General features: G+C 71.2%; 18 protein-coding genes. 9 read left to right on the top strand and 9 right to left on the bottom strand.

The window, feature by feature from the left end; all coding sequences use genetic code 11:
* The 8 genes from MMSR116_RS01635 to MMSR116_RS01600 all read left to right on the top strand — a co-directional run bounded on the left by MMSR116_RS01635 (window position 1) and on the right by MMSR116_RS01600 (window position 10,500).
* Window positions 1-426, top strand: a complete 426-nt coding sequence (locus MMSR116_RS01635; protein WP_010687377.1) for a cupin domain-containing protein — start codon at window positions 1-3, stop codon at window positions 424-426.
* A gap of 388 nt (window positions 427-814) precedes the next feature.
* On the top strand, window positions 815-3,979 hold the full coding sequence (gene uvrA, locus MMSR116_RS01630) for an excinuclease ABC subunit UvrA (protein ID WP_010687378.1): 3,165 nt from the start codon (window positions 815-817) through the stop codon (window positions 3,977-3,979).
* A gap of 525 nt (window positions 3,980-4,504) precedes the next feature.
* A complete protein-coding gene (locus MMSR116_RS01625; RefSeq protein ID WP_010687379.1) occupies window positions 4,505-5,476 on the top strand; it encodes a transporter in 972 nt (323 codons plus the stop codon).
* A gap of 229 nt (window positions 5,477-5,705) precedes the next feature.
* Window positions 5,706-6,680 carry a S1C family serine protease gene (locus MMSR116_RS01620; protein ID WP_010687380.1) on the top strand — a complete coding sequence of 325 codons (975 nt, stop codon included), beginning with the start codon at window positions 5,706-5,708 and terminating at the stop codon, window positions 6,678-6,680.
* Between the two features lie 218 nt (window positions 6,681-6,898).
* Window positions 6,899-7,165 (top strand): GCG_CRPN prefix-to-repeats domain-containing protein, encoded by a 267-nt coding sequence (locus MMSR116_RS01615; RefSeq protein ID WP_010687381.1) that lies wholly within the window; start codon window positions 6,899-6,901, stop codon window positions 7,163-7,165.
* Window positions 7,166-7,467: 302 nt separating this feature from the next.
* On the top strand, window positions 7,468-7,614 hold the full coding sequence (locus MMSR116_RS01610) for a DUF1127 domain-containing protein (protein WP_010687382.1): 147 nt from the start codon (window positions 7,468-7,470) through the stop codon (window positions 7,612-7,614).
* A 96-nt stretch (window positions 7,615-7,710) separates the two neighbouring features.
* Window positions 7,711-9,138: a methylenetetrahydrofolate--tRNA-(uracil(54)-C(5))-methyltransferase (FADH(2)-oxidizing) TrmFO gene (trmFO, locus tag MMSR116_RS01605; protein ID WP_010687383.1), complete on the top strand. Its 1,428-nt coding sequence runs from the start codon at window positions 7,711-7,713 to the stop codon at window positions 9,136-9,138.
* 159 nt (window positions 9,139-9,297) lie between these two features.
* Complete coding sequence (locus MMSR116_RS01600) at window positions 9,298-10,500, top strand: Zn-dependent hydrolase (RefSeq protein WP_039894887.1); 1,203 nt, start codon at window positions 9,298-9,300, stop codon at window positions 10,498-10,500.
* A gap of 25 nt (window positions 10,501-10,525) precedes the next feature.
* On the opposite strand, the gene MMSR116_RS32185 is transcribed toward MMSR116_RS01600, so the two are convergent.
* From MMSR116_RS32185 to MMSR116_RS01550, 9 genes are all read right to left on the bottom strand, one after another.
* On the bottom strand, window positions 10,526-11,245 hold the full coding sequence (locus MMSR116_RS32185) for a CatB-related O-acetyltransferase (protein ID WP_010687385.1): 720 nt from the start codon (window positions 11,243-11,245) through the stop codon (window positions 10,526-10,528).
* The gene (locus tag MMSR116_RS01590; RefSeq protein ID WP_244625588.1) at window positions 11,242-12,390 is read right to left on the bottom strand and encodes a glycosyltransferase; all 1,149 of its coding nucleotides are present in this window, start codon (window positions 12,388-12,390) and stop codon (window positions 11,242-11,244) included. Before MMSR116_RS01590 ends, MMSR116_RS32185 begins: the two co-directional genes overlap by 4 nt.
* A 637-nt stretch (window positions 12,391-13,027) precedes the next feature.
* Complete coding sequence (locus MMSR116_RS01580; RefSeq protein WP_010686702.1) at window positions 13,028-14,038, bottom strand: zinc-dependent alcohol dehydrogenase; 1,011 nt, start codon at window positions 14,036-14,038, stop codon at window positions 13,028-13,030.
* A 25-nt stretch (window positions 14,039-14,063) separates the two neighbouring features.
* On the bottom strand, window positions 14,064-14,831 hold the full coding sequence (locus MMSR116_RS01575; protein ID WP_010686703.1) for an SDR family NAD(P)-dependent oxidoreductase: 768 nt from the start codon (window positions 14,829-14,831) through the stop codon (window positions 14,064-14,066).
* Entirely contained in the window at window positions 14,828-16,141 is a 1,314-nt protein-coding gene (gene hisD / locus MMSR116_RS01570) for a histidinol dehydrogenase (protein WP_010686704.1), read from the bottom strand. The genes MMSR116_RS01575 and hisD overlap by 4 nt, the downstream gene beginning before the upstream one ends.
* 102 nt (window positions 16,142-16,243) lie before the next feature.
* Window positions 16,244-17,350: an ABC transporter substrate-binding protein gene (locus MMSR116_RS01565; RefSeq protein ID WP_010686705.1), complete on the bottom strand. Its 1,107-nt coding sequence runs from the start codon at window positions 17,348-17,350 to the stop codon at window positions 16,244-16,246.
* Window positions 17,347-18,168 (bottom strand): ABC transporter ATP-binding protein, encoded by an 822-nt coding sequence (locus MMSR116_RS01560; protein ID WP_010686706.1) that lies wholly within the window; start codon window positions 18,166-18,168, stop codon window positions 17,347-17,349. Before MMSR116_RS01560 ends, MMSR116_RS01565 begins: the two co-directional genes overlap by 4 nt.
* A 9-nt stretch (window positions 18,169-18,177) precedes the next feature.
* Window positions 18,178-18,969, bottom strand: coding sequence for an ABC transporter permease (locus MMSR116_RS01555; protein ID WP_010686707.1), 792 nt, complete (start codon window positions 18,967-18,969; stop codon window positions 18,178-18,180).
* Complete coding sequence (locus tag MMSR116_RS01550; RefSeq protein ID WP_244625587.1) at window positions 18,966-19,748, bottom strand: ABC transporter permease; 783 nt, start codon at window positions 19,746-19,748, stop codon at window positions 18,966-18,968. Before MMSR116_RS01550 ends, MMSR116_RS01555 begins: the two co-directional genes overlap by 4 nt.
* A 231-nt stretch (window positions 19,749-19,979) precedes the next feature.
* On the opposite strand from MMSR116_RS01550, the gene MMSR116_RS01545 reads away from it, so the two are divergent.
* Entirely contained in the window at window positions 19,980-21,002 is a 1,023-nt protein-coding gene (locus MMSR116_RS01545; protein WP_039894577.1) for a LacI family DNA-binding transcriptional regulator, read from the top strand.
* Window positions 21,003-21,314 lie beyond the last annotated feature (312 nt).

The raw sequence follows: 21,314 nt of genomic DNA, 5'->3' as shown, positions 1-21,314 counted from the left end.
ATGGCGGAGACGGCGGGAACCGGCATCTTCGACGTGGCGGCGCTGGCGGCGTCCCTGCCCGACAGCGCAACGACCCTCCTGGTCGACACCTACCTGACCGACCGGGAGGCGGCGAGCGCCCGGGTGTTCCGGGTCTACCGCCCGACCCCGCCGCACTACCACGCCACCTGCGACGAGTACCTCTACTGCCTCTCGGGCCGGGGCACGTTCTGGATGGGCGACCCCGCCGCCGTGACGGCGTTCGGCCCGGGCCAGCTCCTGTTCTTCGAGAAGGGCACGGTCCACGCCATGCCGGAGATCGAGCCCGGGACGCCGGTGGTGTTCCTGTCGATCGACACGCCCCGCCGGGCGCCCACCGACATCGTCTTCGTGAACCCGGAGGACGGGACGCCGGCCAGCTTCATGGCCCGCAACGCGGAGGGGTGACGATCAGGAAGCGCGGGCATCGGCACCTGTCGAGGATGAGAATCCGAGGGTTGGGATCTGGCGACGTGGGATCTCAGCGCCCGCGATGCGGCACCGGAGATGGGCCGACGTCATCGCGCGCGCAGCGAAGCGACCCAGGGCGGCGCGACATCGCGGAGCGTGGCGCCCTCTGGATGGCTTCGCCGCGCTCGCCAAGACGGTTGCGCATCCACGGAGCGGTTGCCGCCGTACGCGTTTCGTTCTAGCAAGGGCGGCGCATGACGGGCCTGCGTCCCGCCGGCCGCATCTTGCCGTGGGCCTCGTGGGCTCGACATGAGCGGGAGCGGCGGCTGGCCCGCGCGCGAATCCGACTCTGACCGCGTCGACGCCTCGAAAGACCGCCGCCCTCATGGCCAAAGCCCAAGCTGGAAGTCGTGTCGCAAGCCGCGCCGGCGCCGCCCAAGCCGCTCCCAAGATGCCCGCCAAGGAAGCCCCGACGAAGGCGGCCTCGACGAAGGCAGGCTCGACCAAGGCAGCCCGGCCCAAGTCGGCCGGCCCGAAGGGCGAAGCGTCCGCGGCCCGGACCGAGGCGGCCGTCGACGCCAAGCTGGCCGCCCTGTTCGACGCCGCCCCGGCAGCGCCAGAGGACCGGCGGGTCATCGCGATCCGCGGCGCCCGGGAGCACAATCTCAAGAACGTCGACCTGACCATCCCCCGGGACAGGCTCGTGGTCTTCACCGGGCTCTCGGGCTCGGGCAAGTCGTCGCTCGCCTTCGACACGATCTACGCCGAGGGGCAGCGCCGCTACGTCGAGTCGCTCTCGGCCTATGCCCGCCAGTTCCTGGAGATGATGTCGAAGCCCGACGTCGACCAGATCGACGGGCTGTCGCCGGCGATCTCCATCGAGCAGAAGACCACCTCGAAGAACCCCCGCTCCACCGTCGGGACGGTCACCGAGATCTACGACTACATGCGCCTGCTCTGGGCGCGGGTCGGCATCCCCTACTCGCCCGCCACCGGCCTGCCGATCGAGAGCCAGACCGTCCAGCAGATGGTCGACCGGGTGCTGGAGCTGCCCGAGAAGACCCGGCTCTACCTGCTGGCGCCCGTGGTCCGCGGGCGGAAAGGCGAGTACCGCAAGGAGATCGCCGAATATCAGAAGAAGGGCTTCCAGCGCCTGCGCGTGAACGGCGAATACTACGCCATCGACGACGTGCCCAAGCTCGACAAGAAGTTCAAGCACGACATCGACGTGGTGGTCGACCGGATCGTGGTCCGCGCCGATATCGGCGCGCGGCTGGCGGATTCCTTCGAGACCGCGCTGGAACTCGCCGACGGCATCGCGGAGGTCGTGTTCGCCGACGCCCCCGAGGGGGAAGAGCCCCGGACCATCACCTTCTCGTCCCGCTTCGCCTGTCCGGTCTCGGGCTTCACCATCGCGGAGATCGAGCCGCGGCTGTTCTCGTTCAACAACCCGTTCGGAGCCTGCCCGACCTGCGGCGGCATCGGGCACGAGATGCGGATCGACCCCGAGCTGGTGATCTCCGACCCGGGCCTCAGCCTGAAGCGCGGCGCGGTCGGACCCTGGGCGAAGTCGACCTCGCCCTATTACGGCCAGACCCTCGACGCGCTGGCCGAGCATTTCGGCTTCAAGACCGGCGTCCCCTGGCAGAGCCTGTCGGAGACGGCCCGTGCCATCGTGCTGTACGGCTCGGGCAAGCAGGCGGTCCGCTTCGCCTACGACGACGGCTTGCGCAAGTACACGGTCAACAAGCCCTTCGAGGGCGTGATCCCGAACCTGGAGCGCCGCTACAAGGAGAGCGATTCCGACGCGGTGCGCGAGGAGATCGGGCGCTTCATGAGCGAGACGCCCTGCGCCGCCTGCGGCGGCAAGCGGCTGAAGCCGGAGGCGCTCGCCGTGAAGGTCGCCATGGCGGACATCGCCGACGTGACCGCCCTCTCGGTCTCCGAGGCCCACCGCTGGTTCTCGGAGCTGCCGGACAAGCTCACGGCGAAGCAGAACGAGATCGCGGTCCGAATCCTGAAAGAAATCCGCGACCGGCTGACCTTCCTGGTGGATGTCGGCCTCGAATACCTGACGCTCGCCCGCGGCTCCGGCTCACTCTCGGGCGGCGAGAGTCAGCGCATCCGGCTGGCCTCGCAGATCGGCTCGGGGCTGACCGGCGTGCTCTACGTGCTGGACGAGCCCTCGATCGGCCTGCACCAGCGCGACAACGAGCGGCTGCTCGGCACGCTCAAGCGCCTGCGCGACCTCGGCAACTCGGTGATCGTGGTCGAGCACGACGAGGACGCGATCCTGCAGGCCGATTACGTGGTCGATGTCGGCCCGGGCGCCGGCATCCACGGCGGCGAGATCATCGCGCAGGGCACCCCCGCGGAGGTGCTAGCCAATCCCGCTTCGCTCACCGCCAAGTATCTGACTGGCGAAATGTCAGTCCGAACCCCGACCGCGCGTCGCAAGGGCCGGAAGGGCAGGCTCGGGCTGTTCGGCGCACGGGGCAACAACCTCAAGGACGTCGACGTCGAGATTCCGCTCGGCACCTTCACCTGCATCACCGGCGTCTCGGGCGGCGGCAAGTCCACCCTGGTGATCGACACGCTCTACAAGGCGGTGGCCAAAAAACTGAACGGCGCCCTGGAGCACCCGGCCCCCTACGGCCGGCTGGAGGGGCTGGAGCATCTCGACAAGGTCATCGACATCGACCAGTCGCCGATCGGGCGCACGCCGCGCTCGAACCCCGCCACCTATATCGGCGCCTTCACGCCGATCCGCGACTGGTTCGCGGGCCTCCCCGAGGCCAAGGCCCGCGGCTACCAGCCGGGGCGCTTCTCGTTCAACGTGAAGGGCGGGCGCTGCGAGGCCTGCTCGGGCGACGGCGTCATCAAGATCGAGATGCACTTCCTGCCCGACGTCTACGTCACCTGCGACGTCTGCAAGGGCAAGCGCTACGACCGCGAGACCCTGGAGGTGAAGTACCGGGGCAAGTCCATCGCCGACGTGCTCGATTCCACCGTCGAGGAGGCGGCCGAGCTGTTCAAGGCGGTGCCGGCGATCCGCGACAAGCTCGAGACCCTGAAGCGGGTCGGCCTGCACTACGTCCATGTCGGCCAGCAGGCCACCACCCTGTCGGGGGGCGAGGCGCAGCGCGTGAAGCTCTCGAAGGAGCTGTCGAAGCGCGCCACCGGCCGCACCCTCTACATCCTCGACGAGCCGACCACCGGCCTGCACTTCCACGACGTCGCCAAGCTCATGGAGGTGCTCCACGAGCTGGTCGACCAGGGCAACACCGTGGTGGTGATTGAGCACAACCTCGAAGTGATCAAGACCGCCGACTGGGTGATCGACATGGGCCCCGAGGGCGGCGACGGCGGCGGGAAGGTCGTGGCGCAGGGCACGCCGGAGCAGATCGCCCGCGCGACCGCGAGCCATACCGGCCGGTTCCTGCGCGAGGTGCTGGAGCGGCGCCCCGCTCCGCAGGCCGACCGGCAGGTCGACAGGACGGTCGACAGGCAGGTCACCCCGCACCCGGCCCGCCGCAGCGCCGCCGGGTAGCGCCGCGCGTCGAATCCGAGTCGGCCGGCACCCGGCAGAATTTGCCGGGTGCCGGCCGGCGGACCCTTGCCGCGGGCGGTGATTCGAGCTGCCGGACGAGGAATGTATCCCAGATCGGCCCCGGATCGGGCCGGTGCCGGCCCGATCCGGGGCCGCGGGCCGGCGCCGGTGGCCTACGCGATCGCCAAGCCCGACTTGCCGGATCCTCCCGCGATCGCGGGCGGCAACAGCTTGACCGTTCAGCGATATTTTGCCGAAACGACCCTCGATCTCCTGCCTGGGGATAGTGTTGCATCGCCGCAAAAATGCGGCTTTTGCGCAACGGTTGAGCCGGTTTTGGCCTTTCGGCGAGCATTCCACTGTCTTTCCGGAGGTCTCTGTAGAATAGTCGCAGACGTTGAGACGGGCAGGCTCCGTGGGGGCGCTCGGCACATCCGAAGCCGGCAGCCGCGACAGGCGAGCAGACCGGCAGGGACGTGCCGAATGCGGGACGGATGCCTTGGGACCTTGGGAAGGAATGAGAAAATGATGAAGAACTGGCTCGCGGCCGGTACGGTCGCGCTTACGGTTGGCATGGCCTCGACCATCGCTCAGGCACAGACCACCACCGTACCGGGCGAGCAGGTCGGCCTCGCCGTCGGCGCTCCGCTGCCTGAGGGCGTCTACGCGATCAACACGTTCCTCTACCGCCAGACCGCGCCGTCGGTGCCGGTGGACGTCGGCGTCAACATCCCGGTCCTCGTCTGGTCGACCCCGCTCGTCCTGGCCGGTGGCCGCTTCGAGCTGGCCCTCGCCCCGCCGACCGTGTTCGCCTTCGGCAAGAACCGCGGCAACGCCAGCATCCGCGACGTGTCGGTCAACGTCGGCACCTTCGTCGGCGGCATCTGGGCCTTCGACCTCGGCAGCAACTTCGGCGTCAGCCTGCTCGGCGGTGTCTACCTGAACGAGCTGGACGGCGACCGCGGCGTCCTGGTCGGCCGGAATGGCGTCGCCCTCGGCGGCCCGCCGCTGCTGCCGCAGCTCGCCTCGAACACCTACCGCTTCGGCATCGCCGGCAGCTACACCGGCAACGGCTGGAACCTGACCGCCAACCTGACGGCCAACATCTACGACTCGCCGGCGAAGTTCCCGGGCTTCAACACGGTCGGCTTCGGCAACACCCGCGGCCCGTTCATCATCTCCGACTCGCTGAACCTCGACCTCACGGCGACCAAGAAGTTCGGCAACTTCGAGATCGGTGCCATCGGCTACGGCACGTACAACTTCGACATCAGCGCGGCGAGCCTCGCGGCCGGCAACCGCGGCCGGTTCGCGGTCGGCGGCCTGATCGGCTACGACTTCGGCAAGTTCACCGCGCAGTTCTACGCCGCCCGCGACGTGGTCACGGCCGTGCCGCGCACCGCGTCCACCGAGCTGTGGGGCCGCATCGTGGTGCCGCTCTACTCGCCGACCCCGGTGGTCGCCCCGGCGCCCGCTCCGCTGGTCCGCAAGTACTGAGACCCCGGTTCCCCGCCGACCGGCGGGGAATCCCGGACCTCCGACAGGCCGTCCTCCGGGACGGCGCACCGCCCGGCACCGCGCCGGGCGGTGTTTTCGTGCGTGCGGCGGGTGCGCCGCGGCCGCGACGGTCCCGCGGGTGTTGCCGGCGGCCCGAACATCCTATGGTGAGCCGAATGCACGCGCGCGGCACCGGACGGCGCGCGGCCGGACGAGCCGAAGGACGATCATGGCGACGCAGGGCGAGTGGAAGATCCCCGCGCAGGCCCAGCCCAGGCCCGCGGATTACGGCTACGACCTCGACCGGGCGCTCTCGGCGGTGCTCGCCCTGTCGGCGCGGGTGCCGGAGAGCGCCTTCACGGCCGAGACGCTGGGCACCGAGCGGGCCGGCAACGGCGTGGTGATCCGCGAGGACGGCCTCGTCCTCACCATCGGCTACCTCGTCACCGAGGCCGAGAGCGTCTGGCTGACCACCCGGGACGGCCGCTCGGTGCCGGGCCACGTGGTGGGGTTCGACGCCGCCACCGGATTCGGCCTCGTCCAGGCGCTGGGCGATCTCGGCGTGCCGGCCCTGCCCCTCGGCCGCTCGGCCGGGCTGAAGGCCGGCGACCGGGCCGTGCTGGCCGGGGCGGGCGGGCGCCAGCGCTGCGTCGCCGTCGAGGTCGTGGCCCGGCAGGAATTCGCCGGCTACTGGGAATACGTGCTGGACGAGGCCCTGTTCACCGCGCCGGCCCACCCGCACTGGGGCGGCACCGCGCTGATCGGCCCCAAGGGCGAACTGCTCGGCATCGGCTCCCTGCAATTGCAGCAGGGCGGCTCCGGCAGCGCCCGCCCGATCAACATGGTGGTGCCCATCGATCTGCTCCCGCCGATCCTCGACGACCTCGCCACGCGCGGCCGGGCGAACCGGCCGCCCCGGCCCTGGCTGGGCCTCTACGCCACCGAGAGCGAGGAGGGCATCGTGGTGATGGGTCTGGCCGACGGCGGTCCGGCCGAGGCCGGCGGCCTGCAGGCCGGCGACGTGATCGAGGCGGTGGCGGGCGAGCCCGTGGCGGATCTCGCCGCCCTGTTCCGCAGCGTCTGGGCGCTGGGCGAGGCGGGGGTGCGCGTCCCGCTCACCGTCCGCCGCGAGGGGCGCGGCGTGAAGCTCGCCCTGGTCTCCGGGGACCGGGAGCGGTTCCTGCGCACGCCTTCGCTGCACTGAGGCTGCACTCAGGCTGCCGCCCGCCCCGGAACCTGCGCGGGTTTTGCGCGGGTCTGCCTGGGGCAGGGTCGCAACCTTTGCTGCACCCGCGACGTTGCCCGCTCGCCGCCGCGAGCCTGTATCGGGCACAACCTCTGGCTCAGCGTCGGTTCAGGCGGCGGCGGCGAATCTCCCGAGACCGGCTGCCGATCCGCCGGACGCAGTGAGGAGATCCAGTCATGACGATTCTGAGCGCGCCGCGCGCGAAGGCGCTCGTTATGGCCGCCGCGATCGCCGGCGGTCTGGGGCTTGCAGGCTCCGCCCAGGCGGCGGGCGGCTGCGGCCCCGGGTTCCATCCCAATCCCTGGGGCATCTGCCGCCCGAACTGGGGGCCCCGCCCCTACGGCTACTGGCGCCGGCCGGCCTATTACGGCGGCTACGGCTATGCCCGGCCCCGGCCCTTCTACCGCCCCTACGGCTTCTACGGGCCGCGCCCGTTCTACTGAGTCACGGCCCGTCGATCCCGATGGCCGGAATCCGGCATTCGAACCCGGGCGCTCCGCGGTCAGGCGGGGCGCCCTCGGTGTTTCCGGTCGGCCTCCTCCGCCCGGCGTTTCATGCGCCTAAAGTATGACCATCCGGGAAGGTTGCCGAGTTCTTAATCTCGTTATGCGATAGATGCAGACCTGATGCTTGACCTTTCGCCTCCTGCTGCGGCGCAGCGCGCTTATATGTGCGTTGCAGCAACAAGAGGCAGCGATGCGCAACGAAGCGCCATCGTCTGCCCGAGCAGAGGTCACAGCACACCATGTCCGCCGCCCGTAGCGTCCTGACCCGCGTCCGCGCCTATCTCCGGTACCGCGACACCGTTTCCCAGCTTTCCCGCCTCTCGGATCGCGATCTCGCCGATCTCGGAATCAGCCGCAGCGAGATCCGCGGCGTCGCCCGCGTCTGATCCCGGCCTCGGCGTCAGCCGCTCGCGAGAAGTCTGAACCTGACGAAAGGACCGCCGCCCGTTGATCCGGACGGCGGTCCTTCGTTATTCTCAGACATGACACAGACCATCCACATCGTCGGCGGCGGCCTCGCCGGATCCGAGGCCGCCTGGCAGGTGGCCGAGGCCGGCCATCGCGCCGTCCTTCACGAGATGCGCCCGGTGCGCGGCACCGAGGCCCACCAGACGGACGGGCTGGCCGAACTCGTCTGCTCGAACTCCTTCCGGTCGGACGATCCGGAGGGCAACGCCGTCGGCCTGCTGCACCAGGAGATGCGCGCCTTGGGCTCGCTGATCATGCGGGCGGCCGATGCCAACCAAGTCCCGGCGGGCGGCGCGCTGGCGGTCGACCGCGAGGGGTTCTCCGTCACGGTGACCCGGGCCCTGGCGCAGCACCCCAACGTGACCCTCGTCCGCGGGGAGGTCGAGGGCCTGCCGCCTGAGGACTGGGGCGCCTGCATCGTCGCCACCGGCCCGCTCACCGCACCGGCGCTGGCCGAGGGCATCCGCGGGCTCACCGGGGCCGAGTCGCTGGCCTTCTTCGACGCCATCGCGCCGATCGTCCACCGCGACTCCATCGACATGGGCGTGGCGTGGTTCCAGTCCCGCTACGACAAGCCGGGACCCGGCGGCACCGGGGCCGACTACCTCAACTGCCCGATGGACCGCGCCCGGTACGAGGCCTTCGTGGACGCCCTGGTGGCGGGGGAGAAGATCGGCTTCAAGCAGTGGGAGGGCACGCCCTATTTCGACGGCTGCCTGCCCATCGAGGTGATGGCCGAGCGCGGGCCCGAGACCCTGCGGCACGGCCCGATGAAGCCCGTGGGGCTCACCAACCCGCGCGACCCGCTGGTCAAGCCCTGCGCGATCGTGCAGCTGCGCCAGGACAACGCGCTGGGCACGCTCTACAACATGGTGGGCTTCCAGACGAAGCTGACCTACGCCGAGCAGGTGCGGATCTTCCGCACGATCCCCGGCCTGGAGCGGGCCGAGTTCGCCCGCCTCGGCGGCCTGCACCGCAACACCTACCTCGACAGCCCGCGGCTCCTCGACGCCACCCTCCGGCTCAAGGCCCGGCCGTCCTTACGCTTCGCCGGCCAGATCACCGGCTGCGAGGGCTACGTCGAGAGCGCCGCGGTGGGCCTGATGGCCGGTCGCTTCGCGGTGGCGGAGGCGGCCGGCCGGTCGCTGCCGCCCCTGCCGCAGACGACGGCGCTCGGCGCCCTCATCGGCCACATCACCGGCGGTCACGTGGCGGCGGACGGCGAGGCCAACGCCCCGCGCTCGTTCCAGCCGATGAACGTCAATTTCGGCCTGTTCCCGCCGCTGGCGCAGGCGCCCCGCAACGAGACCGGCCGCCGCCTGCGCGGGCCCGAGAAGGCGGCGCTCAAGAAGCGCGCGCTGACCGACCGGGCCCGGGCCGATCTCGCCGCCTGGATGGCGGGGGCGCAACCGGCGGACTGGACGCCCGCGGCGGCAGAGTAGCGCCAAGTCGCGGATTCAAAAGGGCGAGCCCTTTTGCTGGTGCAGGGTGGAACCCTGCCGGGCTTGGGCAAAGCCCGAGATCGGGGCTGCAGGCTCTTCGGAAGCCCGGATCTGCGCATGGGCCTTGCACGGTCCGGACGTGAAGCCTCCGGGGATTGCATGACCGAGATCGACACCCAGGCCTTCCTGGCCGACCTGTACGCCCTGCGGGAGATCGGCCGGTTCCGCACCGGCGTCCACCGGCCGACCTTCTCGGCGGCGGACATGGAATCCCGCCGCTGGCTGATGGCCAAGCTGGAGGCCTGCGGGCTGGACGCCTCGATCGACGGCATCGGCAACGTGCTGGGGCGTCATCGCGGCCCCGGGCCCCATCTCCTGGTGGGCAGCCATATCGAGACCCAGAACGAGGCCGGCTGGCTCGACGGGGCGCTGGGCGTCGTGGCCGGAGTGGCGCTCGCCCGCGCCGGCCTGCCCGTCGACGTCGTCGCCTTCGCGGACGAGGAGGGGCACTTCTCCGGCGGCTTCCTGGGCAGCCGCTCGGCGATCGGCGACCTGACCGAGGCCGAGATCGACGCCGCCCGGAACCGCACCGACGGCACGCCCCTGCGGGCGGCGCTGGCGAGTGCCGGCCTCGCCGGCCTGCCCCGGATGCGGCTCGATCCGGACCGCTACCGCGGCTTCCTGGAGATGCATATCGAGCAGGGCACGCAGCTCGAATCCGCCGGCCTGCATCTCGGCGTGGTGAGCGGCATCGTGGCGATCTGGCAGTTCCGGATCGACGTCGAGGGCAGCCAGGACCACGCGGGCGGCACCACCATGGCGGAGCGCCGGGACGCGGGCCTCGCGGCGGTGCGGCTGCTGGCGGCGATCGACCGGGCATTCCCGACGGTCTGCGGCCCGCGCAGCACCTGGACCACCGGGCGGATCACCCTGGATCCGGGGGCCTTCAGCATCATCCCGGGCCGGGCCGAGGTCTTCTTCCAGTTCCGCGACGTGTCGATGCCGGTGCTGGAGCGGATGGAGGCCTGCCTGGAGGCCCTGGTGCGCGAATCGAACCGGCGCGAACGCTGCCCCGCCACGCTCACCGCCCTGTCCAAGGCGATCCCCGCCCCCTGCGACCCGGACCTGATGCGCGCCCTCTCGGAAGCCGCGGAGGCGGTCTGTCCCGGCTTGTGGCAGGTGATGCCCTCGGGCGCCGGCCACGATGCCCAGAACGTCGCCCGGATCCTGCCGGCCGCGATGCTGTTCGTGCCCTCGATCGGCGGCATCAGCCATCACTGGGCGGAGGATACCGCCGACGCCGACCTTGCCCTGGGCGTGCGGGCGCTGGGCGCCGCGGCGGCGCGGGTCCTGGCGGCGTGAGGCCGCCTCACCCGCGCCAGCGGAGCTATCCCCGCGGCACCAGCGACTGGATCGGGATCAGCTCCGGCCGGTATTCCTGCATGCCGCCGGCGATCCGCTCTTCCACGGCGTCGAGGAATTTTTCGGGATCGGTGATCGAGCACTGGCGCAGGTCCCAGAAGGCGTAGCGCCACCACTGCACCTTCAGGTAGCGCTCGATCAGCGCGTCGGGGAAGCGCATCTTCACGATCCGGGCCGGGCTGCCGGCCACGATCGCGTAGGGCGGCACGTCCTTGGTCACCACCGCCATCGCGCCGATCACCGCCCCGTCGCCGATCGTGATGTCGGGCATCAGGAAGGCGCCGTGGCCGATATAGACGTCGTTGCCGATGCGCACGCGCTTGGGCCAGAGATACGGCCCGCAGATCTCGTAATCCTCCGCCCGCGGGTCGAGGCGGTCGAACACCGCCGAGTGGTGCGTGTAGAACAGCGGCGAGGTCGAGCCGCACTGGACCGGGTGGCTGCCGCGCCCGACCTGCACGCTCTCGCCGATCGAGCAGTAGCGGGCGATGTCGGCGCCGAAATAGTAGCCGCTCACCGCGTACGAGAACGCCCCCATGGTGAGGCAGTAATCGATGCCCATCCACTTGATGCTGCACGGCGGCTCGAAGGTGCAGTCCTCCGGCAGGCCGAACGGGGCCGGATGCAGCACCGAGATGCCGCGCTGAAGCATGGCCTGCTTCATGTCCTCGTTGACGGAGATCATGCGGCGTCCTCGTCGATGGGGCGTTCGGTCCGGGCCGGCACCGGGTCCAGGCCGTAATAGTCGCGCATCAGGTCGCCGTAGGCGGCGGCCTGGATCGGCACGGAGATCCGGCCGGCAGGCGAGACGTCGACGGCGAGCAGCCGGTCGTTGAAGGCCGCCGGGTCGGCGGCGAGGGCGTACGGCAGCAGATGGCCGTTCGGGTCGGCGCGCAGCCGCTCCCCCGGGGCGCCGAGGTCGAAGGCGACCACCGGCAGGCCGGTGCGCAGGGCGAGCGTCAGCGCGTACGAGTAGGTCTCCGGCCAGATCGCCGGCAGCAGCACCATGTCGGCCGCGAGCCGCCAGACGAGATCCAGCGCCTCGTTGTCGCCGTGATAGCGCCCGGTCTGGGCGACGCCGACGCGTTCCAGGCCGATGGCGAGCGCCGGGTCCGAGAAGCCCACGATCGCGAACCGGAGCGGCAGGTCCCGGTCCTGCGCGTCGGTGGCGAGCGCCTGCAGGAACAACCCGCCCTTCGTGGCGCTGATCGCGCCGAGCACGGCGACGCGGCGGATCCGTCCGGGCCTCTGCAGGGCGGTGTCGCGCACGGACCGCTCCGGCTCGATATGCGGCCGCACCGTCACCGCCAGATCCGGGTACACCCCCCGGATCCGCCCGGCCGTGTCGCAGGACGGCGCGAACACCCGCGTGGCGCCCGCCAGGAACCGCCCGAACGCCGCCCGCCGCGCGCTCGGGTCCGGCTCCTCGAACCCCTCCGCGTCCGACGCCAGGCACGCCCGGCACTCCGCCACCGGCGCCAGCCCGCAGTAGCGCCCGTCCGGCTGCACCAGGTGGTTGCGGTGGCACACCGGCGAGTAGTCGTGCAGCGTCCAGGCATACGGCCGGCCGGAGCCCGCCACCAGGTCCATCAGCGCGCCCGCCGCCGCCCAGCGCAGGCCCGCCAGCGAGTGCACGTGGATCAGCACCGGCGCCAGCGCCGCGATGAAGCCGGCGAGCTCCGCGGCGTCGCGCGGCAGGTACAGGCTGTCGAGGTTGGGCAGGTACAGGAACTCGGGGCTGCGGTAGGAGACGTGGACCTCGAGGTTGCGGGTCCGGTCGATCTGCAGCAGCACCACGCTCAGGCCCTCGGCACGCGCCTGCGCGATCATGTCGTCGATGTGGCGCTGGATGCCCCCGCCCCAGGCGTGGGTGACGAACAGCAGCGCTCGTCCCGAGAAGTGACGGGCGAGCCGCGCGCGGTCGAGGCGGGCGCGCCCGCGCCGTCCGGGATCGGCCTGGACGAACTGGCCGACGCGGGCCGGGTAGTCCGGGTGCGTTGGCCAGCAGCGCGGCCTGGCCCTGGTCGTACTAGCTCACCCGGTAGGTGGCCGTGACGAGATGCTCGGGCGTCTTGTAGCGGAGCGTGACGCCGTCCACCTCCAGAAGAGGCTGACCCGTGTCCATCCTTCCTCCCTGCCGCCGCGGCTTGGGCCACGTGTCGACGCGACCGTACCGAGCTTTGCCTGCGTCTCAGCCGTCCTGCGCTCTTCCCGGCGCTCCTCCGGCAACCCTCGACCGCACTTCCGTCCGCCAACGGGTCACGATGATGCTACCAGATAATGCATCATATATAAGACATCTGGCAACAGCGGCGTCTCGCAGGAGCGGTCGATCCGTCCCTCCCCGGGCGAAAGCCCCGCCTGCACGGGGGCGGGCTCCGACCGCACGGGGATTGTGTCCGCCCGTGGAAGCCGCCGTCGTGGGTCCGACTTCGGGTAGGGTCTTCCGTTCGTGCGACGCCGATTCTCAAGCCGGCGTGTTCGGACGAAGGATCAGCTTCGGCGCAGCGACGCGGCTCGCATCCATGTCGGCGAAGGCAGCCGCGCCCGCGGCGAGCGGGCGCTCCTCGACCCAGTCGAGGGGACCCAGCCGGCCATCCGCGAGGGCCTCGACCACGTCGCGGAACTCCTGCATCGTGTAGCAGTAGCTGCCCGACACAACGATCTCCTGAAGCGTGATCTTGCGGACGTCCAGCCCCCGCTCGCCGGGCAGAAGCCCGATATGCACGATGACCGCGCCCGGCCGGGCGAGCTGGCTCGCCTTGGCCCGCGTCGCGTCGCTGCCGACGGCGTCGAGTATCAGGTCGGCACTGTCGGGACCCGGACCCTCGGCATCGTCGGGCGCTCGGCAGCGGGCCGTCGGGAGGCCGCGCGCGGCTTCGCTGCGCCGCTCGGGATTCGGCTCGATGATGACGACCTCGCCCGCCCCCTGCATGGCCAGGACCAGACCCGACCCGAAACCGATCGCGCCGCCGCCCAGCACCACGCAGCGCGCCCCCGCCAGAGGGCGCCCGAGAAGCCGCGCCCCCTGGTTGACGGCGTGGTAGGCGACGGCGAGCGGCTCGGCGAGGGCTGCGTGCGTGGTCGACAGCGCGTCCGGGATCGGTACGAGGCTCTTCTCGGGAACGCAGACAAAGTCCGCGAAGGCCCCCGGACGCGGGGGCATCGAGAGGATCTGCCGGCTCGGGCACAGGTGCGTGCGTCCGGCTTCGCACGCCGGGCAGTGCCCGCAGGTGACCAGCGGATTCACCGCCACGCGCGCGCCGGCCCGCGGCCCCTCCGCGACCCGTCCGGCGGCCTCGTGGCCGAGGATCAGCGGGGCGGGGCGCCGGGCATCGTGACCGTGATAGGCGTGCATGTCCGAACCGCAGATGCCGACCGCCTCGACCCGCACCAGCACCTCGCCGGGCCCAGGCACGGGAACCGGCACGTCGTCGACAATGAGCGCGTTCGGACCGGTGTAGATCAGCGCTCTCATCGCGGGGCCTCGGACAAGCGGGCGTTCATTTGGCGGTGAATCCCCCGTCGACCGGCAGGGTCTGCCCGGTGACGTAGGCGGAGGCCTCGGAGGCGAGGAAGACCGCCGCGCCGTAGAGGTCGGTGAGTTCGCCGTTGCGGCCGCAGGCCGTCTGCGCGGCGTTGCGGGCCGCGCGCTCGGAATCGGCGAACACCGCCTGCGTCAGCGGCGTCGGGAAGAAGCCGGGCGCGATCGCGTTGCAGGTCACGCCGCGCGCCGACCACGCTTCCGCGACGGCGCGGGTGAGCTGCACCACCGCCCCCTTGGCGGCCCCGTAGGGCGCGGAGTCCGGAAAGGCCCGGTAGGATTGCAGGGAGGCGACGTTGAGGATCCGCCCGTATCCGCGCGACGCCATCCCCGGCGCGAGGGCCTGGGTCAGCAGGAAGGGCGCGCGCACGTGCAGAGCCATGTGCCGGTCGAAGGCCTCCGCCGTCACGGCCGCGAAAGGCTGGCGCAGGTTCATCCCCGCGGCGTTCACGAGGATGTCGACCGGCCGGCCGCCGAGCCGCGCGACGAGGTCGGCGACCGCAGCGGGCTCCGCGAGATCCGCGGGCAGGATCTCGCTGGCGATCGCCTCCCCCCGCAGGTCCTCGGCCGCCGCCGCGAGGTCGGCCTCGCGGCGGGCGGTCAGGATCAGCCCGGCCCCGGCGAGGCCCAGCGCACGGGCCAGCGCCAGCCCGAGACCGGAATTACCCCCCGTCACCAGAGCCGTCCGCCCGGTCAGGTCGAACAGGCGCTTCAGGCGGAAGGTCATGCGGTCACCGCCTCGCCGAGATCGAGGCCGTGGCCGGGGAAGTACTTCGCCAGCCGGTGATCGGCCGTGCGGGCATGGGCCTCCATACCCTCCAGGCGCGAGATCCGGGCCGTGGCCTGGGCGATGGTCTTGCAGGCCTCCCGGTCCATGCGCTGCCACGTCAGCGGCCGCAGGAACTTGTGCACGGACAGCCCGGCGGAATACCGGGCGGCGTACTTGGTCGGCAGGATGTGGTTCGGACCTGAGGTCTTGTCGCCGAAGGCGACCGTGGTCTCCTCGCCGAGGAACAGCGAACCGTAATTGCTGAGCTGCGCGAGCCACCAGTCGAGGTCGGCGGCGTGGACCTCCAGATGCTCGCTCGCGTAGCGGTCGGAGACGGCGACGATCTCCTCCCGGCTCCCGCACACCACCACCTCACCGTAGTCGCGCCACGCGGCGGCGGCGGCGTCCCGTGCCGTGGGCGGCAGGGCGTCGATCAGCGCCGGCATCCGCGCGATCACGTCGTCCGCGAGGGCACGCGAGGTGGTGAACAGCCAAGCCGGGCTCTCGTGCCCGTGCTCGGCCTGGCCGACGAGGTCCGAGGCCACGAGCGCCGGGTCAGCGGTCTCGTCGGCGATGATCCCGACCTCGGATGGGCCCGCGAAGACGTCGATGCCGACGCGGCCGAACAGCATCCGCTTGGCCTCGGCCACGAACTTGTTGCCCGGCCCGACGATGATGTCGGCGGGCTTGCCGGTGAACAGCCCGAAGGCCATCGCGGCGATCGCCTGGACGCCGCCCAGCGTCATGATCACGTCGGCGCCGGCCACCTGCATCGCGTAGAGCACGTAGGGGTGGATGCCCTCGCCGCGGAAGGGCGTCGAGCAGGCCACGACCGTCGGGACGCCCGCCGCCTTGGCGGTGGCCACCGACATGTAGGCCGAGGCGATGTGGGCGTAGCGCCCGGTGGGCACGTAGCACCCCGCGACGTTGCAGGGGACGAGCTTCTGGCCGGTGACGAGGCCCGGCACCAGCTCCACCGAGAAGTCCTGGACGCTGTCGCGCTGAGCCTCGGCGAAGCGCCGCACCTGCCCCGCCGCGAAGGCGATGTCCTCTTTGACGCGCGCGGGGATGTCCTTCGTGCGCCGGGCGATCTCCTCGGGGGTCACGACGATCTCGCCGGTCCAGCGGTCGAGGGAACGGGCATAGTCCCGCACCGCCTCCTCGCCCCGCGCCTCGATGGCGGCGAGCATCTCCGTCACGACCTGCCGCGCCGCGTCGGTCTCGGTCTCGGGCGTCTTGGTCGCCCGCTTCGCGTAGTCGATCGTCATGATCCCTGCCTCTTTACGGATGTCTCGAACAGGTTCAGGCGGCGCCTCCCGGGAGCGCGGAGCCCGGTCCGGGCGGCAGCGCCGCGAGGCGGCCGGCCGCGCTCAGCGCGGGGCGGCGGCCGCGTCGAACTCCGTGGCGAAGGCCCGGAGCTTCGGATCGGCCGCGACGCGCTTCATGAAGGCGTCGTCGATGTATCCCTTGGCCTCGGGCGCCTGCGCGATGGTGCCGACCTCGGCCATGAACGTGCCGATCCGTGAGAACCAGCCGTCGACCTGCGAGGGGCCGTCCGCACGCGCCATCGCCTTGAGCTGCGCGTCGAGGGCGTAGGTCGGGCGCAGCGCGAATTCCTGGTCGATGGCGTGGTCGGACGCCTCGACGCCGCCCTCGGCGTAGAAGCGCTTGGCCATGTCGTGCGCGTCCTTGGGATTCGCCTTGGCCCAGCCCCAGCCCCGGAGATAGACCGCGAGGAACTTGGCGACCGCGTCCGGATGCGCCTTGGCGAAGTCGGCGCGGGTGATCAGGGCACCGGGCACCATGGCGTCGGCGTCGGCCCCGCTGCACAGGACCTGCGCGCTGGCCTTCTCCTCCAGCGTGTAGGTGTTCGGAGCCCAGACGCCGACCACCTCGCCCGCGTCGGCGATCATCGCCGAGATGATCTGCGCCTGTCCGAGGTTGACGAAGCGCATCTCGCGCGGGCCGAGGCCCCACTTCCGAAGGCAGGCGCGGGCGGCGTAATCGGCGGTGGAGTTGGTGGTGACGAGCAGTTTCTGTCCGGCGAGCTGCTTGGGATCCTTGAGGATCGCATCGTGCCGTGAGGCGCGCACCATCAACGCATTGGTCTTCGATTCGTCGTTGGTGAGGCCGATCGTCAGCAGGCCGAAGCGCGCCGCGCCGAGGATCGCCGGCACGGAACCGGTCCCGCCGACATCCCAGGATCCCGCCTGCGCGGCGGCGACCTGGGGCGCGCCGGCCGGGAAGACGGCGAAGGTCGGCTCGAGGCCGACCTCCTTCCACCAGCCCTTCTGCGTGGCGATGTAGAAGGGCAGCGCCCAGTAGAGCGACGGCTGATAGGACACGCCGATCCGCTCTGGCTCCGCGGCCTTCACCGGGAGGGCCGACGCGACCACCGGCGCCAGCGCGAGGGCGCCGGCCAGGAGCCATGCCCGCCGCCGGCCGCGCCGGCACCCTTTGCCTCGAATCTCGGTCATGTCGCCTCTCCCTCGGGTCGCGGATCGCCGGCTGACCGGCCGGCCGCCTTCTCTTCGCGCAGCGATTTCCAGATGTGCGTCCGCAGATGGACGAACGATTCGAGGTCCATCACGTCCTCGATGCGGGCGTGCTCCTCCCAGCGTTCCGCTTCGCGGACCGCCTTGACGTCGATCATCTCCTTGATGCGCCCCGGGCGCTTGGTCATGACCGCGACCCGGTCGGCGAGGTAGACCGCCTCCTCGACCCCGTGGGTGATGAACAGGACAGTGCGCGGGTTCTTGCGCGCGAGGCGGACCAGTTCCTCCTGCATCACCACGCGGGTCTGGGCGTCGAGGGCGCCGAAGGGCTCGTCCATGAGGAGCACCTCGGGCTCGAGGACGTAGGCGCGGGCGATGGCGACGCGCTGCTGCATGCCGCCGGAGAGCTGGTGCGGGTAGGCGTCGGCGTGGCTGGCGAGGCCGATCATGTCGATCGCCGCGGCGACGCGCTCCTGGCGCTCGACGGCGGGCATGCCCTTGTTGCGCAGCCCGAACGCGATGTTCTGCGCCACGGTCTTCCACGGGAACAGCGCGAACTGCTGGAACACCACGGCCCGGTCGGGCCCCGGCTCGGTAACCGGCCGCCCGCCGACGGTGATCCGGCCGCCGGTCGGGGCCTCGAACCCGGCCACGAGGCGCAGGCAGGTCGTCTTGCCGCAACCCGAGGCGCCGACGATGGCCACGAACTCGCGGTCGGCCACCGTGAGGTCGACGCCGTCGAGCGCCTTGACGTTGCTCCCGAAGCTCTTCTCGACCCGCTCGAACCGGATTGCGCTCATCGGATCCCCTCAAGCCTGTCCGTGATGCCGGCGGAGGCGGGTCTCGAGCGTGCGCAGCGCGACGTCGATGACCACGCCGACGAGGCCGATCGCGACCATTCCGACCATCACGGTCGCGGTCGAGACGGCGCCCTGGGCCTGCACCATCATGTAGCCGACCCCCGTCGAGGCCACGATCAGCTCGGCGCCGACCAGGGATTGCCACCCCAGGCCTGCGCTGATGCGCAGGCCGGCGACGATCGAGGGCAGCGCGGCGGGCAGGAGCACCTCGGCGATCATCCGATAGCCCGGCGTTCCGAGCATCTCGGCGGCCTCCAGCAGGCGCGCGTCGACGTAGCGGGCGCCCCGATAGGCGTTGATCAGGCAGGGCGGAAAGGCGCCCGCGAAGATGATCAGGATCGGGCCGCCGATCCCGGTGCCGAACCAGAGGGCGGCGAAGGGAACCCAGGCGATCGGCGCGATGAAGCGCAGCCCGTCGAAGATCGGCGTGACGATGTCGTCGAGGAGGCGCGACCACCCCATCATCAGGCCGAGCGGCACGCCGACCGCGGCGGCGAGCAGGTAGCCGATCAGGAACCGCTGCAAGCTGGAGGCGACATGGGCGGGGAGCGTGCCCCCCGCGAAGGGCCGCTCGGTCAGGCTCGCGAAGCGCTCCGCCACGGCGACCGGTCCCGGCAGGAACAGCGGCGAGACGAGGCCGGACCGGGACAGGAACGCCCAGAAGCCGAGAAAGGCCAGGGTGCCGATCGCGCCGAGGGCCAGGCTGCGGTGCAGCGGGAGCGGCTGGCGGGAGGCGATCATGCGGCCCCCCGCAGCTGCGCCCAGCCGATCGCCCGGCGCTCGGCCATCCCCAGCAACGCGGTGCTCCCGGCACCGAGCACGCCGACGGCGGCCATGCCGACGAGGATCATGCCCGGGTAGAGATCCTGCTGCGCGACGTTCAGGACATAGCCGAGCCCCGCGAGCGAGCCGACGAGCTCGGCCGCGACCAGGGTGGTCCAGCTCGCCTGGAGCGCCAGCCGCAGCCCCGTGAAGATCATCGGCGCCGCCGCCGGCGCCAGCACGTCCGTGACGAAGCGCAGGCGCGGGGTGCCGAGCATCTGCGCCGCCTCGATGATCTGCGGTGGCACGCCCCGCACGCCGGCCTGGGTGCTGATCACCGCCGGAGGCAGCGCCGCGATGACGATGACCATCACTTTGGCCCCGTCGCCCAGGCCGAGCCACAGGATGGCGAGCGGGATCCAGGCGAGCGGCGGGATCGGGCGCAGCAGCAGGAAGACCGGGTTGATGAGTGCCTCGGCCGTGCGGTTCCAGCCCATCAGCAGGCCGAGCGGGACGCCCAGCGTCACCGAGACAACGAAGCCCAGGGCAACGAGCCGGAGCGAGTGCAGGACGTGGACGAGGAGCGTCGTATCGGGATAGCCGCGAACGAAGGCTTGGACCGCTGCCGTCTCCACGTCGCCGGGCGCCGGAAACCGCCCTGCCGAGATCAGGCCGAGGCCGGTGGTCGCGACGTACCAGAGGACGGCGATGACGACGAGCGTCGCCATGCCGACGCACATGCGGCGGCTGAACTTCACGGCGTTTCCTCGCGCTGCGATGGCCGTCTTCTCGCGACTCACCGCATGAGCATTCAATGAATGCGCTTTCATTGTGCGCTTCACCGCCAGCTTGTCAACCATCGGTCTATAATAATCGGCAGTACCGCGGCGCGAATCCAGCACGGATAGAGCATGCTTCGCTGGCCAGTTGCGTTTTATTGAATGCGCATTCATCACTGCGGAGCGGAGTCCGACCCAGAGTGTCTTGCCGTGAAACGTCAGCAGCGCGCGACATTGCAGGCGGTGGCCCAGCGGGCGGGCGTCTCGCCGGCGACCGCCTCGCGCGCGATGGCCGGCGCCGCGATCGTCCATCCGGACACGATCCGACGGGTGCGTGCAGCGGCCGAGTTGCTCGGCTACCTGCCCGGCGGCCCGGCCCAGGCCCTCGCATCGGGCCGGACGTATACGATCGGCGCCATCATCCCGACGCTCGACCACTCGATCTTCGCGCGTGCGATCCAGGCGCTGCAGACGACCCTGGCCCGCAACGGCTATCAGCTCCTGATCGCGGCGCACGAATACTCGGCCGTCGAGGAAGCCGCGCTTGTCCGATCCATGCTCGGTCGCGGCGTCGACGCCCTGATGCTGGTCGGCGCGGACCATCTGCCCGAGACCTGGGCCCTCGTCACCGAAACGCCGATCCCGGTCGTGCTGACGTGGTCGTTCGATGGCCGGCTGGACTCGATCGGCTTCGACAACGCGCAGGCCGGCTATCTCGCGGCCCGGCACCTGCTCGCCAAGGGCCACCGCCGGTTCGGCATGGTCTCAGGCTTCACCCAGGCCAACGACCGCGCGCGCCTGCGCATCGACGGCGTGAGGCGGGCCCTCGCGGCGGAGGGCCTCGAGTTCTCGAACGCCCGCGTATCGCAGCAGCCCTTCTCGCTCGCCGGCGGCCGGGCCGGCCTCCTGCAGCTCCTGGGGCTCGCCGAGCCCCCGACGGCGGTCGTCTGCGGGAACGACCTTCTCGCCGTCGGCGTGCTTCTCGAGGCCGAACAACGTGGTCTGACCGTTCCCCGCGACCTGTCGGTCGTCGGGATCGACAATCTCGAGATCGCCAGCCATATCGCGCCGTCCCTCACGACGATTCATCTTCCGACTGCGGAGCTTGGCCGGGAAGTCGCCGAGCATCTGCTGGCCCGACTGCGCGGGGAACTCCGCGCGCGCCGAACGGAGATGCCGATCGAGCTGATCGAGCGTCGTTCGTCTGGGCCGGGGCCGATGCCGACCGGCTAGCCGGCTCCGAAGCGGACAGGCGGCTTACGGCCAGTTCCGGTCGCGTCCTGTCCGACCTCATCGGCGACCCGCAGGCTGCGGAACTGGGAGCCGAGAAGCGATCCGACCCGATGCCGGACGCCGGCCGGCAGCCACACCGCCTGCTCCGGCGGGATGACGAAGGAGCGCCCTTCCACGACCACCGAGGGCACTCCGGACGTGGCGTTGACGCGTTGGCGCCAGCGGAGTGCGTGCTCGGCAAAGTACCCACGCGCCGGGATGATCTGGGAACGCCCGGTGACCGCTCCGGGCAGCACCAGCCCAGGCGGCGCC

Origin of the sequence: Methylobacterium mesophilicum SR1.6/6 (assembly GCF_000364445.2) — a bacterium.
GTDB lineage: Bacteria > Pseudomonadota > Alphaproteobacteria > Rhizobiales > Beijerinckiaceae > Methylobacterium > Methylobacterium mesophilicum_A.
Note: the sequence above shows the minus strand (reverse complement) of the source record. Positions and strands in the feature narration are given on the sequence as shown.

Excerpts from the sequence above, each read along its gene's own strand:
- MMSR116_RS01635 (WP_010687377.1), top strand. The coding sequence starts at position 1 with ATGGCGGAGACGGCGGGAACCGGCATCTTCGACGTGGCGGCGCTGGCG.
- uvrA (WP_010687378.1), top strand. The coding sequence starts at position 815 with ATGGCCAAAGCCCAAGCTGGAAGTCGTGTCGCAAGCCGCGCCGGCGCC.
- MMSR116_RS01625 (WP_010687379.1), top strand. The coding sequence starts at position 4,505 with ATGATGAAGAACTGGCTCGCGGCCGGTACGGTCGCGCTTACGGTTGGC.
- MMSR116_RS01620 (WP_010687380.1), top strand. The coding sequence starts at position 5,706 with ATGGCGACGCAGGGCGAGTGGAAGATCCCCGCGCAGGCCCAGCCCAGG.
- MMSR116_RS01615 (WP_010687381.1), top strand. The coding sequence starts at position 6,899 with ATGACGATTCTGAGCGCGCCGCGCGCGAAGGCGCTCGTTATGGCCGCC.
- MMSR116_RS01610 (WP_010687382.1), top strand. The coding sequence starts at position 7,468 with ATGTCCGCCGCCCGTAGCGTCCTGACCCGCGTCCGCGCCTATCTCCGG.
- trmFO (WP_010687383.1), top strand. The coding sequence starts at position 7,711 with ATGACACAGACCATCCACATCGTCGGCGGCGGCCTCGCCGGATCCGAG.
- MMSR116_RS01600 (WP_039894887.1), top strand. The coding sequence starts at position 9,298 with ATGACCGAGATCGACACCCAGGCCTTCCTGGCCGACCTGTACGCCCTG.
- MMSR116_RS32185 (WP_010687385.1), bottom strand. The coding sequence starts at position 11,245 with ATGATCTCCGTCAACGAGGACATGAAGCAGGCCATGCTTCAGCGCGGC.
- MMSR116_RS01590 (WP_244625588.1), bottom strand. The coding sequence starts at position 12,390 with ATGATCGCGCAGGCGCGTGCCGAGGGCCTGAGCGTGGTGCTGCTGCAG.
- MMSR116_RS01580 (WP_010686702.1), bottom strand. The coding sequence starts at position 14,038 with ATGAGAGCGCTGATCTACACCGGTCCGAACGCGCTCATTGTCGACGAC.
- MMSR116_RS01575 (WP_010686703.1), bottom strand. The coding sequence starts at position 14,831 with ATGACCTTCCGCCTGAAGCGCCTGTTCGACCTGACCGGGCGGACGGCT.
- hisD (WP_010686704.1), bottom strand. The coding sequence starts at position 16,141 with ATGACGATCGACTACGCGAAGCGGGCGACCAAGACGCCCGAGACCGAG.
- MMSR116_RS01565 (WP_010686705.1), bottom strand. The coding sequence starts at position 17,350 with ATGACCGAGATTCGAGGCAAAGGGTGCCGGCGCGGCCGGCGGCGGGCA.
- MMSR116_RS01560 (WP_010686706.1), bottom strand. The coding sequence starts at position 18,168 with ATGAGCGCAATCCGGTTCGAGCGGGTCGAGAAGAGCTTCGGGAGCAAC.
- MMSR116_RS01555 (WP_010686707.1), bottom strand. The coding sequence starts at position 18,969 with ATGATCGCCTCCCGCCAGCCGCTCCCGCTGCACCGCAGCCTGGCCCTC.